The organism is Lichenihabitans sp. Uapishka_5, from assembly GCF_033947565.1.
GTDB lineage: Bacteria > Pseudomonadota > Alphaproteobacteria > Rhizobiales > Beijerinckiaceae > Lichenihabitans.
In genome coordinates, this window is sequence record NZ_JARPVX010000023.1 from 20,616 (window position 1) to 33,006 (window position 12,391).

A 12,391-nucleotide genomic window follows, 5' to 3' on the forward strand; every position below is an offset into this window, starting at 1 on the left:
GCCAATCAAAAGAAACAAACATGAATCTAGAAGAATCTTTCTTTTCTTATTCCTTTTCAGGCGCCTGCTTCGCATGAGCGCCGACAAGCCCTTTCTCCGGGTGCTCGACGGTGCGGTGGCCAGCGGGCCGCCACCGGTCTGGCTGATGCGCCAAGCGGGGCGCTACCTGCCGGAATATCGCGCGATCCGGGCCACGGCGCCGAGCTTCCTCGATTTCTGCTACACGCCGCGCCTCGCTGTCGAAGCCACGCTCCAGCCGATCCGGCGCTTCGGCTTCGATGCCGCGATCTTGTTCAGCGACATCCTTGTGGTGCCGGATGCGCTCGGCCAGGCGGTGTCGTTCGAGACCGGCCATGGCCCGCGGCTCGAGCCGGTGACCTCCGAATCCGACTTCGCCGCGCTCAGGACCACGCTCGACCTCGACCGGCTTGCCCCCGTGTTCGAAACCATCGCGACCCTGAAAGCCCTGCTGCCGCGCGAAACGGCGCTGATCGGCTTTTGCGGGGCGCCCTGGACAGTGGCGAGCTACATGGTGGCCGGGCGGGGCACGCCCGACCAGGGACCCGCCCGCAGGCTCGCCTATGCGGATCCCGCGCTGTTCGGGCGGATGATCGACCGGCTGGTCGAGGCCTCGATCACCTACCTCGATCGGCAGTTCGAAGCGGGCGTCGATGCCGTCCAGGTGTTCGACTCTTGGGCCGGCGTCCTGCCGGTGGGCGAATACGAGACTTGGTGCCTCGAGCCGCTCCGCGCCATCGTGACGGGCTTGCGGCGGCTGCGCCCCGGAGCGCGCATCATCGGCTTTCCGCGCGCCGGCGCCTCCCAGATCCTGGCCGCGAGCCGCACCGGCGTCACCGCCCTGTCGCTCGACACCCCCGTCGATCCGGCCTGGGCCAACGCGGCCCTGCCGCCCGGCCTGCCGGTGCAGGGCAATCTCGATCCGCTGGCCCTCATCGCCGGTGGAGCGGCGCTCGACCGGGCTGTCGACCGCATTCGCGAGGGACTGGCGGGGCGGCCGCATGTGTTCAACCTCGGGCACGGCATCCTGCCCGAGACGCCGGTGCCGCATGTCGAGCGCATGCTGTCCCGGTTGCGCGGGGGCGCCTGACCGGCTACTCGCTTGGGACGCGAAAGCGTCGCCCGCTCGGAGCCCCGGCTTGGATTATTACCCCTGGTTGCTGACCGTCCACATCCTGAGCTGGACCGCCTGGATGGCCGGCATGTTCTACCTGCCGCGGCTGTTCGTGTACCATGCGGAGGTGGGCCCCAGGACCCCGCAGGGCGACCTGTTCAAGGTGATGGAACGGCGGCTGCTGAAGGCCATCATGAACCCGGCCATGATCGCGGTCTGGATCACGGGCCTATGGCTCGGCATCGCGTCGGGCTACATCAAATATGCCGGCTGGCTGCACGTGAAGCTCGTGCTGGTGCTGTTGATGAGCGGCCTGCATGGCTTCCTGGCCGCCTCCACCCGGCGCTTTGCCGCCGACGCCAACACGCGCTCGCCCAAATTCTATCGCATCGTCAATGAAATCCCGACGGTGTTGCTCGTCGGGATCGTGATCCTGGCGGTCGTCAAACCGTTCTAACGCAAAGCCGCCGGGGTCGGGCGTCTGCTCGGTTCCGGTTCAAAAGTCCGAACCTGCTCCAGGCGCCCCGCGATCAGCCTTGAGGTGCTTTTGTCTGGACCCCCGCCCATCCAAGCGCCACAGGCGGTGCGGCCCCAGCCCACGCCGGCGCGCCGGACGTTGGATTTCCTGTGGCCGGCCGTCGGCATCGTGGCGGTCCTGTTGTCTTGCTGGCTGCTGAGCCGCGAATTGAGCCATCTGTCCTGGGCGGACCTGCGCGGGGCCGTCGGGGCCATCCCGGCGCATCGCTGGATCCTGGCCGTGGGTTGCACCATCCTGGCCTATGCGGCCCTCGCATGGTACGACCGCATCGCCCTGATGCATCTCGGATTTCGGTTCTCGTGGCCGTTCATCTCGGCCGTGTCTTTCACCACCTACGCCTTGTCGCACAACATCGGCATGTCGATGTTTTCCGGCGCCATGGTGCGCTACCGGGCTTATTCCACGCGGGGCCTGTCGCTGCCCGACGTCGGCATCATGACGGCGTTCTGTTCCTTCACCTTCGGGCTCGGCACGGTTCTGCTGGGCGGCCTCGTGTGCTTGGCTGTGCCGCAGCCGATCGTGGCGCTGTTCGCCCTCCCGTCGGCGCTGGTGCGCTTGCTCGGGCTTTGCGGCCTCATCGCTGCTGGGCTTTATCTGGCGGGTTCGGCCCTCCGGCTGAAACCGGTGGTGTTGCGCGGCATCCGCCTCGAATATCCGCGGCCCGGCGTCGTGGCCCGGCAGATCGTGGCGGGACCCTTGGAATTGATCGGCGCCGCCGGCATCATCTATTGCGCGCTGCCGGTCGAGTTCAATCCAGGCTTTCCGGTGGTGCTCGGCATCTTCCTGGCGTCGTTTTCGGCAGCGCTGCTAAGCCATGCGCCGGGCGGCCTCGGCGTGCTGGAACTCGTGTTCCTGGCCGGAATGCCGGAGGTGCCGAAGGCCGATGTCCTGGCGGCGCTGCTGGTGTTCAGGCTTCTCTACCTGATCATCCCGCTGGTACTCGGCATCCTGGCCGTGGTGGCCTTCGAACGCAACCGGCTCGCCTGCACGCTGCGCGGCCGCAACGCCGCCTAGGGATACAGACTCGAAGGGACGCGACGCTCCCGGGCGAGCCTATCCGTTGGAACCGCTAAACGGCGGCCGACGTGTCGCGGTAATAGGCCTCGACCGTGCCCTTCATCTTGAGGGTCAACGGCTGGCCGTGGCGGTCGCGCGCCTTTCCGGCCGCAACCCGGACCCAGCCTTCGCTGACGCTATATTCCTCGACGTTGTTCTTTTCGACGCCCTTGAATCGGATGCCGATGCCGCGCTCGAGCGCATCGGCATCATAGAACGGGCTGTCCGGGTCGACGGACAGGTGATCGGGGGGCAAGGGGCTCACGGCAGGCTCTTCGCGGTCATGGGATCAAGCGCCGCTACATAGTCAGGCCGCCCCGACCTGCCAAGGGGGACGGCCTCGGACAAGCTTCGTCCACGATATTACTGGCGGTAGTGTTGGATGCGCGTTGTCCGCAAACCGGCCAAGCCATGTTGGTCGATCGACATCTGCCAGCTCAGGAACTCGTCGACCGTCAGCGTATAACGGCTGCAGGCTTCTTCGAGCGACAACAGGCCGCCGCGTACGGCCGCCACCACCTCCGCCTTGCGGCGGATCACCCAGCGCTTCGTACTGGGCGGCGGCAGGTCGGCGATCGTCAGTGGCGACCCGTCGGGGCCGATCACATATTTTGCGCGCGGCCGAAGCATCTCACCCATTGGTCCAACTCACATACTCGGCGGACTGCCAGATGAACCTACGCTAAAGGGCTGGAATTAATTTCAGCCTAAGTGAAACCTATGCTTTCTCAACGCTTTTGGGACATCGAAAAGCGGTTGACTCTGTTCACGATCATGAACACCGACATCTGAACTAACGATTTTTAAAATAAGTATTTACCATTGATGGGTGAAAACGACCCAATCTGAAACAACGACCTTGTCAGAACAGAGAACAATTTAACGCTTCGTTATTGCCCCTGGTGTTTTCGGCCCAGGGTCGCTACATCGGCTGGGCTGGCTTCTAACCGATCACCCTCGATGTCACCCTCGCGCCTCAACTCCCTCGGCCTCGCCAAGTCGCCCGCGGACACCCGTGTGGTGGTGGCCATGTCGGGCGGCGTCGACAGTTCGGTCGTGGCGGCGCTGCTGAAGCGGGACGGCTACGAGGTGATCGGCATCACGCTGCAGCTTTACGATCACGGCGCCGCCATCCACCGCAAGGGGGCCTGTTGTGCCGGCCGTGACATCCATGACGCGCGCGACACCGCTGGCCGCATCGGCATCCCTCATTACGTCCTTGACTACGAGACCCGTTTCCGCGAGCAGGTGATCGAGCCCTTCATCGACAGCTATCTGATGGGCGAAACCCCCATCCCCTGCGTGTCCTGCAACCAGACGGTCAAATTCGCCGACCTGTTCGCCGCCGCGGCCGACCTCGGCGCCGATGTGCTGGCCACCGGCCATTATGTTGTGTCGGATCGCGTCGAGGATGGCGGCTGGGGCTTGTTCCGTGCCGCCGATCCGGCCCGCGACCAGAGTTATTTTCTTTACGGCACCACGGCGGCCCAACTGGCGCGGCTTCGTTTCCCGCTGGGGCACCTGCCGAAAGCGCAGGTGCGCGTGCTGGCCGCCGAATATGGGCTCGCGGTCGCCGACAAGGCCGACAGCCAGGACATCTGCTTCGTGCCGAACGGCCGCTATTCCGACCTGATCCGCAAGCTCAGGCCCGATGCGCTGGCGGCCGGCGACATCGCCCATGCGGATGGCCGCGTGCTGGGCCGCCATGCCGGCATCGCAGATTTCACGGTGGGTCAGCGACGCGGCCTCGGCCTCGCCGACAACCCGTCGAGTGGCAACGAGCCCCTGTACGTCGTCGCGATCGAACCCGCACGGGCCCGGGTGGTGGTGGGCCCACGCCACATGCTGGCCACCCGCGCCGTGGTGCTGCGGGACGTCAACTGGATCGGGCCGGCGCCATTGACGGCGCTGCCGCCCGACGGGATCGACGTCGCGGTGCGGCTGCGCTCGACGCGGCCGCCCGGCCCGGCGCGCCTGCGGTTGGAGCAGGGCGTCGCGGTGGTGGACCTTGCCGAAACCCAAGACGGCGTTTCGCCCGGCCAGGCTTGCGTCATCTACGCCTCGGACGCACCGGATGCGCGGGTCTATGGTGGCGGCGTCATCGCCCGGGCCGAGCGGGCTGCGGCTACAACCGCGCGGATCGCCGAAGCGCTGGCCGGATGAGCGAACTTCAGCGCGACGGCGGCACCATCCGTCATGCCACGCAGGTCGTATCGGCTTATGCGCGCTGGGCGCCGGTCTACGACCTCGTCTTCGAATATGTGATGCGGGCTGGGCGGCAGGCCGCCGTTGCGGCCCTTGGGCATCGGGCCGGCCGGGTGCTGGATGTTGGCATCGGCACCGGGCTGGAACTGCCGTTGTTCGGGCCCGATCAGCGCGTCACCGGCATCGATCTTGCCGAACCCATGCTGCGCCGCGCCCAAACCAAGGCCGCGCGGGGCAGCGGCAACGTCGATGGGCTCTGCGTCATGGATGCGGCGCGGCTCGCCTTCCCGGATGCAAGCTTCGAGGCCGTTATCGCGCCCTATGTGCTCAGCGTCGTGCCGGACCCGGCCGCAATGCTGGACGAGATCGCCCGCGTTGTGAAGCCGGGTGGCACGGTGGTGATGGTGAACCATTTCGGCGCCGACCATGGGCCCGTTGCGGTCGTCGAGGCCTTTCTGGGCCGGCATGCCGCGGCGCTGGGGTGGCATCCGCAATTCCCCTTTGCGGTGCTGGGTGATTGGCTGGCGCGCTCCGGCACGCTGCGTTTGACGAACCGCCGCACCGTGGGCCTGATGAACCTTTTCACGGTCGTCACGCTGCAGCGTGACGCTCATCCGACCTAGCGTTTGTCTGGTCCTGTCTGGCTTGGACGAACTCTGGCTTGCCTTCATGATCGGCTGATCGGCGAAACGACCCTTCCGTCGCCTTCGACAGCCCCTGGGACGCCCTGACCGATGGCCGACGCACGACGCCGAAAACCCGAACCCGCGGTGCTGGACGGGGTATTGGAGCGCTTGTCGGCCATCCTCGGGCCGCGCCTGCAGACCGGGGAGGCCGTGCGGGGCCAGCACGCCAACATGGCCACCAGCGTCAACCGGCAGCCGCCCGATGCGGTGGCGTTCCCCCAGACCACCGACGAGGTGGTGGCCATCGTGCGCTTGTGCGCCGCCGCGGGTGTGCCGGTGATCCCCTATGGCACCGGCACCTCCTTCGAGGGGCACGTCAACGCCCCGTTCGGCGGCGTCAGCGTGGATTGCTCGCAGATGAACCGCCTGTTGGCCGTCCACGCGGAAGACCTCGACTGCGTGGTCGAGCCCGGCCTGACCCGCAAGGCGCTCAACGCCCAACTGCGCGACACCGGCCTGTTCTTCCCCATCGATCCCGGGGCGGATGCCTCGATCGGCGGCATGATCGGCACCCGTGCGTCGGGCACCAACGCGGTGCGCTATGGCACCATGAAGGACAATGTCGTCGCCCTCACGGTGGTGACGCCCGACGGTGCCGTGGTGGAAACCGCCCGCCGGGCCCTCAAAAGCGCCGCCGGCTACGACCTGACGCGGCTCTTCGTCGGCGCCGAGGGCACGCTCGGCATCGTCACGGCCGCGACCCTGCGGCTGCATGGCATTCCGGAAGCGATTTCGGGTGGCGTCTGTCCGTTTCCGAGCGTCGAGGCCGCGTGCCTCGCCACCATTGCGACGGTCCAGTCAGGGATCCCGGTGGCCCGCATCGAACTGCTCGACGCCCTGCAGGTCCGGGCCTGCAACCTCTATTCCGGCATCGGCCTGCCGGAGACGCCCTGCCTGTTCGTCGAGTTCCACGGCTCGGCCGCGGGTGTCATCGAGCAGTCCGAGCGTTTTGGTGCCATTGCGGCCGACCTCGAAGGCGGGCCCTTCCATTGGGCGACCGTTGCCGAGGAGCGCACCCGGCTGTGGCAGGCGCGGCATGACGTGTATTGGGCGGGCTTCAAGCTGCGGCCCGGCGCCAAGACGATTCCGACGGATGTCTGCGTGCCGATTTCGCGTCTCGCCGAATGCGTGGTGGCCACCCAGGCCGATATCGCGGCCAGCGACCTTGTCGGCCCCATCGTGGGCCATGTCGGCGATGGAAACTTCCACGTCGGCCTGTTGGTCGACGAAGACGATCCGGCCGAGATGGCCCGCGTGCATGGCTTCATGGAGCGGCTCGTCCACCGGGCGTTGGCGCTCGAGGGCACCTGCACCGGGGAGCATGGCGTCGGGCAGGGCAAGGCCAAATACCTGCGGGCCGAATACCCGGCCGCGACACTCGACCTGATGGCCCGCATCAAGCGCGCCATCGATCCGCTCGACATCATGAACCCCGGCAAGATTCTGCCGCTCGACGGCTGAACCGGCACGATCGGGCGACGCAAGCCCCCGCCATGCGTTTTCCGCATTGATTTTTTCCGCAGCCTGCGGCACAGGAGAGCGCGTTCGCGGAGGATGTCGTCCCCGCTTTTTCGTGTTTCGGGGACTACCATGAAGGTTCGCAACTCGCTCAAGTCGCTGCGCGGTCGCCATCGCGACAACCAGCTGGTCCGTCGCAAGGGCCGCGTCTACATCATCAACAAGGTCCAGAAGCGCTACAAGGCGCGCCAGGGCTGAGCCTTCGGCGGCCCGATGCCCTTTACGGCATCCGAGGCCGACCCTAGCTTGGAGGGATGCGCCTTTTCTTCGCATCCGTCCTGATCGTTTCATCCATTTCGACCGGCGTTGCCCATGCGACGCCGGTTTTGTTGCGTGAAGCGCCGGCTGCGGCCGAGCGGTGGCCGGCCTTTGGTGGCCTGGCCGACACTGCCAACCCAGGCGTCACGAGCCCGCTGGCGCCGGCCCCCAAACCGTCGCCCGGCCCCGTGACAGGGCAGGCCGAGCGGCTGGACGATCTGTTCGGGCGCCTTGCCCATGCGGGGGATGCGGACGAGGCCGATGGGCTCGCGCATGCGATCGAACGGTTGTGGCTGCGGTCGGGCTCCGACACGGCGGACCTGCTGATGGTCCGCTCCGTCGCGGCGATCGGCAAGGGCAAGCTCGATGTCGCGGCGCAGCTGCTCGACCGCATCGTCGCCATCGATCCTACCTGGACCGAGGCCTGGAACAAGCGGGCGACCCTGCGCTTCCTCAAGGGCGACGACAGCGGTGCCATGCAGGACATCGCCGAGGTGCTGGCGCGCGAGCCGCGCCATTTCGGTGCGCTCAGCGGCATGGGGGTCATCCTGCAGCGCGTCGGCATGGACAAGCAGGCGCTCGACCTGATCCGCCGTACCGAGGCGATCTACCCCCACAATGCCGAACTCGAGAAGCTCGAAGGCGAGTTGAGCCTGAAGGTCGAGGGACGGGACATCTGAGGCGGGAAGCTTTCTGCTTCGGCCGCCGTCAGTTGCCCACCATCTCCTTGATCTTCGACGCAAAGGCCTCGACCACGAAAGGCTTGGTGATCATCTGCATGTCGGGGTCGAGGTGGCCGTTGCCGCCGAAGCTGGCGTTCTCGGCATAGCCCGTGATGAACAACACCCGCAGCCCCGGGCGCAGCACCCGGCCCTGTTCGGCCAGCTGGCGGCCATTGAGCCCCGGAAGGCCAACATCGGTGACCAGCAGGTCCACATGGGCGTCCGACCGCAGCATCGCGAGGCCCGAAGGGCCGTCGCTCGCCTCGAGCGTCTGATAGCCGAGGTCCTGCAGGATCTCGCGCACGAGGTCGCGCACGTTGGGGTCGTCCTCGACCACCAGGATGGTCTCGCCGGCTCCGGGCCGTGGGCCTGTGCTCGGGCGCTCGCCCACGTCCACCACGGTTCCGGTGAAGCGCGGCAGGAACAGCGTCACCGTGGTGCCGGCGCCCACCGCCGAGGTGATCCGGACCGTGCCGTCCGATTGTTTGGCGAAGCCGTAGATCATCGACAGGCCAAGGCCGGTGCCCTGGCCGATGGGCTTGGTGGTGAAGAACGGGTCGAAGGCCCGCGCGATGACGTCGGGCGTCATGCCGGTGCCGGTGTCCGACACCCCGAGCGACACGTAACGGCCCGGCCGCGTGCCCCCTTCGAGCTCGGGGCCGCTTGGCTGCAGCACGGCTTCGGCGGTCGTGATGGTCAGGCAGCCGCCATCCGGCATGGCGTCGCGAGCATTGATGACGAGGTTGAGCAGCGCGTTCTCGAGCTGGTGCGGGTCGCACAAGGTCGGTGACAGGTCGGTGCCGAGGGCGAAATCGAAGGTGACGCGCTCGCCGATGGTGCGGCGCACGAGGTCGTCCATCGAGGTGACGAGGCGATTGACGTCCACGGGCTTGGCTTCGAGCGGCTGCCGGCGCGAAAAGGCCAAAAGCCGATGCGTCAGGGCGGCGGCCCGGTTGGCCGAGTTCATGGCCATGCCGATGTAGCGCTCGGCCGTGTCGGTCCGCCCTTGCGCGAGGCGCTTGCCCAGGAGGTCGAGGGCGCCGGTGATCCCGGTCAGCAGATTGTTGAAGTCATGCGCGATGCCGCCCGTGAGCTGCCCCACGGCCTCCATCTTCTGGCTTTGTCGCAGCTGTTCCTCGGCTTGCCGCAGGGCCTCGGCCTGCAGGCGCTCGGCCGTGACGTCGCGGCCGTTGGCGTAGATGGCGGCGCCCTCGAGCGAGGCCGTCCAGGAGAACCACAGGTAGCTGCCGTCCTGGCGGCGCAGGCGGTTCTCGAACGGTGCTGCGAGCGGCCCGTCCCGAAGCACCTCGAGCGTGTGAGCCGTGGCCGCCATGTCGTCGGGGTGCAGGAAGGCTGTGAAGTCGCGGCCGACGAGCTCCTCGAAGCTCCAGCCCAGGATCTCGGTCCAGGACGGGTTGAGCGACACGAGGCCGCCCCCGACGCTCAGCACCGCCAGGAGATCACGCGAATTGCGCCACACGCGGTCGCGTTCGCGCGTGCGGGCCGCCACCTGCTGTTCCAGCGTGGTGTTGAGGTCGCGCAGCGCGGCTTCGGCCTGCTTCTCGCGGTCGACGTCCATGATGGTCAGCAGGCCGCCGGTGATGACGCCTTGCGGGTCGCGCACCGGTGCCGCGATCATGGCGACCCACACCCGGGTGCCGTCGCCGCGCTGGTGGTGGAAGGTGCGCGAAGCCGTGCTGCCGGCCGACACCGCCAGATAAAGCGGATGTTCCTGCACCGGCACCCGGACGCCGTTCTCGTCGAAGGCGACCCATTCGGCAAAGGCCGCCGTGTCGAGCGACGAGAAGGCCGCATAGCCGAGGATCTGCTCCACGCGCGCATTGCCTTCGGTGACGCGCCCGGACGGCATCTCGGCAAACACGATGCCGACCGGCAAGGTGTCGAACATGGCCCGCAGGCGGGCCTCGCTGCGCTGCAGCGCCTGCTCGGCCCGGGTGCGTTCGAGCGCATCCCAGGTGCGGCGCGCCACCTCCTGGGTCAGCGAGATTTCTTCGAGCGTCCAGCGCCGCGGCTGTTCCTGAGCGAGGAACAACCCAGCCCGGAACTGGCCGTCGCGGATCAACGGCACGGCCAAGACCGCGCGGATGCGCTGTTGCGCGAAGGCGCTGCCCGCATTCGGGCGGCCTTCGCGAACGATGGTGAAATCGTCTTCGCTCACGGTCAGGCCGCGCAGCAGCTCGGACACCTCGGTGTCGGCCACACCGCCATAAGGCACCGGCCCGTTGATGGGCGGCACGCTGCCGTCCGACCAGGCGCCCGCGAAAACCAGCGTCCTGGTTTCGGTCGTCACCTCGCCATAGCTGGCCCGGTTGACGCCCAGATAGGTGCCAAGCGATTCCGCCACGGTTTCCAGCACCTCGCGCGGGTCGTCGATCTCGCTCAGGTGGTCGTTCAGCCTCAACAGGAAGGCCTGCCGCCCTTGTGCCTTGCGCAGCGTCACCACGGCGCGGGCGCGTTCCACCGCGTCCCAGGTGCGACCGATCACCTCGCGCAGCAGCTCGGCATCGGAGGTGTCCCAGTGCCGGCCGCCACGCACCTCCGCCATCATCACCGCATGCCAGCGCCCGTCGCGGAACAACGGCACGGCCATCCGGGCCAGGGGATCATGGTCGTCCTCCCAGGCCGGCACCGCGGTCGACAGGCTCATGTCGCCCGTGCGCAGGCGTCGCGCCACCTCGGCCCCGAGCCGGTCCGTGCGGATGCGCCGCTCCTGCGCGGCTGCGGCGGCCGGCCAATGGGTCAGCAACTCGATGGTTTCACCATCCGGGCTCACCTCGCCATAGACCACCTGGGTCGCATCGAGGTGCCGCCCCGTCGCCTCCGTGGTGCGGTCCAGGATGGCTTGCGGATCGTCGATCGTGCGCAGCTTGTCGCCAAGCGTGATTAGGAAGCTTTGGCGCTCGGCGGCGCGACGCCGCTGGTCGATGTTGATCAGGATGCCGGGCAGGCGTTGCGGCAGACCGTCCTGTCCCGATTCGAGGTGGCCGCTGGCCTCGACCCAGATCCAGGCGCCGACGCCGTGGCTGACGCGGCACTCCACATGGAACGCCGCCAAGGCGCCGCCATCGACCCTCAGGCGATCGCGGATCAGGGCGCGATCTTCCCAGTGGATCGATTGCAGCGCCTGGTCGAGCGGCACACCAGCGGCCGCATCTACAGGGTCGAGCAACAGCGTCTGAGCAAAGCGCGCGTCGCCGCTGAGGCGCTGGCTATGCGGGTTCCAGGACCAGGTGCCCAGCACCGCGCCGGTGCTGAGGGCGAGTTGCATCCGGTCGGTCGAGTCGCGCGCCAGCACCTCGGCCTGCTTGCGGGCCGAAATGTCCTGCGTGATGCGGATGATGAATTCGGGCGCGCCGACGGCGTCGCGCGCCAATGACACATGGTGGCTGACCCAGACGAAGCTGCCGTCCGGCCGCAACAAGCGCTTTTCGGCGATATAGGCCTGGCCGTCGCGCCATAGCTTGGCGGCCGCGGCGCGGCTGGTGGCGACATCACCCGGATGGGTGAAGCTTTCGATGGGGGTGCCGACCACCGCTTCCGGTTGGCGGCCGATGATGTCGCAGAAGCGATCGTTGGCGGCCACGATCGTGCCGTCGGGGTCGCTTTGCGAGATGCCGACGCTGGCCTGGTTGACCAGCATGCTCAGCCGGGCTTCGCTGCGGGCCAGCCGGCGCTCGCTTTCGGCATGCTGGTGGCTGGCGCGGATCTGGGCGCTGGTCTCGATCACGGTGCAGAGCACGCCGGCGATGCGGCCCGCATCGTCGCGCACCGGCGCGTAGAACAGGTCGAACCAAACGTCCTCGGGCCCGCCATTGCGTTCCACCACGAGGTGCTGGTCGCGGTAGACCATCGACTCGCCCGCGAGGCCGCGCGCCATGATGCTGGCGTTCCAGTCCCAGATCTCCGGCCAGACGGCGGCGACGCGACCCCCGAAGGCGCCGGGGTGCCGGGCCGCCGCGACCGGCACATAGCCGTCGTTGTAGATCATCACCGGGTCGTCGCCCCACATCAGCACCATGCCGACCGGCGAGGCGAGCAGCAGGTCGACAACCGTGTTCAAGCTGCGCGGCCAGTGCGGCCGAGGCCCGAGCGCCGTGGCGGCCCAGTCGATGGCATCGATCAGTGTGGCGGTCTTGATCTGAGCGGGAGTGTGCAGCACGGCCGGGATCGCCTAACCCTTCCAATCGTTCAAGTGCCGCATCAGGATCGGCAGGCCTATGAAACTAAAATTGCATGCCGTGCCGTCAAGGCAGGC

11 protein-coding genes are annotated in these 12,391 nt (G+C 67.6%); 8 read left to right on the forward strand and 3 right to left on the reverse strand.

The annotated features are described in order from the left end of the window. Positions 1-73: 73 nt before the first annotated feature. From hemE to P7D22_RS10775, 3 genes are all read left to right on the forward strand, one after another. Positions 74-1,108: a uroporphyrinogen decarboxylase gene (gene hemE / locus P7D22_RS10765; RefSeq protein ID WP_319934229.1), complete on the forward strand. Its 1,035-nt coding sequence runs from the start codon at positions 74-76 to the stop codon at positions 1,106-1,108. Positions 1,109-1,157: 49 nt separating this feature from the next. After that, positions 1,158-1,589 (forward strand): protoporphyrinogen oxidase HemJ, encoded by a 432-nt coding sequence (gene hemJ, locus P7D22_RS10770; protein ID WP_319934230.1) that lies wholly within the window; start codon positions 1,158-1,160, stop codon positions 1,587-1,589. Positions 1,590-1,715: 126 nt separating this feature from the next. Further along, positions 1,716-2,684 (forward strand): lysylphosphatidylglycerol synthase transmembrane domain-containing protein, encoded by a 969-nt coding sequence (locus tag P7D22_RS10775; RefSeq protein WP_319934231.1) that lies wholly within the window; start codon positions 1,716-1,718, stop codon positions 2,682-2,684. 55 nt (positions 2,685-2,739) lie between these two features. Here P7D22_RS10775 and P7D22_RS10780 read toward each other — a convergent pair whose 3' ends face one another. After that, complete coding sequence (locus P7D22_RS10780) at positions 2,740-2,991, reverse strand: DUF3297 family protein (RefSeq protein ID WP_319934232.1); 252 nt, start codon at positions 2,989-2,991, stop codon at positions 2,740-2,742. A 98-nt stretch (positions 2,992-3,089) separates the two neighbouring features. After that, positions 3,090-3,365: a CtrA inhibitor SciP gene (gene sciP / locus P7D22_RS10785; protein WP_319934233.1), complete on the reverse strand. Its 276-nt coding sequence runs from the start codon at positions 3,363-3,365 to the stop codon at positions 3,090-3,092. A gap of 321 nt (positions 3,366-3,686) precedes the next feature. Here sciP and mnmA point away from each other — a divergent pair, with 321 nt between their 5' ends. From mnmA to P7D22_RS10810, 5 genes are all read left to right on the forward strand, one after another. Further along, positions 3,687-4,889, forward strand: coding sequence for a tRNA 2-thiouridine(34) synthase MnmA (gene mnmA / locus P7D22_RS10790; protein WP_319934234.1), 1,203 nt, complete (start codon positions 3,687-3,689; stop codon positions 4,887-4,889). Further along, positions 4,886-5,554 (forward strand): class I SAM-dependent methyltransferase, encoded by a 669-nt coding sequence (locus P7D22_RS10795; protein WP_319934235.1) that lies wholly within the window; start codon positions 4,886-4,888, stop codon positions 5,552-5,554. Before mnmA ends, P7D22_RS10795 begins: the two co-directional genes overlap by 4 nt. A 111-nt stretch (positions 5,555-5,665) precedes the next feature. Then, positions 5,666-7,078: an FAD-binding oxidoreductase gene (locus tag P7D22_RS10800; RefSeq protein ID WP_319934236.1), complete on the forward strand. Its 1,413-nt coding sequence runs from the start codon at positions 5,666-5,668 to the stop codon at positions 7,076-7,078. A gap of 129 nt (positions 7,079-7,207) precedes the next feature. Then, a complete protein-coding gene (ykgO, locus tag P7D22_RS10805) occupies positions 7,208-7,333 on the forward strand; it encodes a type B 50S ribosomal protein L36 (protein ID WP_319934237.1) in 126 nt (41 codons plus the stop codon). Between the two features lie 56 nt (positions 7,334-7,389). Beyond that, on the forward strand, positions 7,390-8,073 hold the full coding sequence (locus P7D22_RS10810) for a hypothetical protein (RefSeq protein ID WP_319934238.1): 684 nt from the start codon (positions 7,390-7,392) through the stop codon (positions 8,071-8,073). Positions 8,074-8,101: 28 nt separating this feature from the next. Here P7D22_RS10810 and P7D22_RS10815 read toward each other — a convergent pair whose 3' ends face one another. Further along, positions 8,102-12,295: a PAS domain S-box protein gene (locus tag P7D22_RS10815; protein ID WP_319934239.1), complete on the reverse strand. Its 4,194-nt coding sequence runs from the start codon at positions 12,293-12,295 to the stop codon at positions 8,102-8,104. Between the last annotated feature and the right edge of the window lie 96 nt (positions 12,296-12,391).

Excerpts from the sequence above, each read along its gene's own strand:
- hemE (WP_319934229.1), top strand. The coding sequence starts at position 74 with ATGAGCGCCGACAAGCCCTTTCTCCGGGTGCTCGACGGTGCGGTGGCC.
- mnmA (WP_319934234.1), top strand. The coding sequence starts at position 3,687 with ATGTCACCCTCGCGCCTCAACTCCCTCGGCCTCGCCAAGTCGCCCGCG.
- P7D22_RS10795 (WP_319934235.1), top strand. The coding sequence starts at position 4,886 with ATGAGCGAACTTCAGCGCGACGGCGGCACCATCCGTCATGCCACGCAG.
- ykgO (WP_319934237.1), top strand. The coding sequence starts at position 7,208 with ATGAAGGTTCGCAACTCGCTCAAGTCGCTGCGCGGTCGCCATCGCGAC.
- P7D22_RS10810 (WP_319934238.1), top strand. The coding sequence starts at position 7,390 with ATGCGCCTTTTCTTCGCATCCGTCCTGATCGTTTCATCCATTTCGACC.
- sciP (WP_319934233.1), bottom strand. The coding sequence starts at position 3,365 with ATGGGTGAGATGCTTCGGCCGCGCGCAAAATATGTGATCGGCCCCGAC.
- P7D22_RS10800 (WP_319934236.1), top strand. The coding sequence starts at position 5,666 with ATGGCCGACGCACGACGCCGAAAACCCGAACCCGCGGTGCTGGACGGG.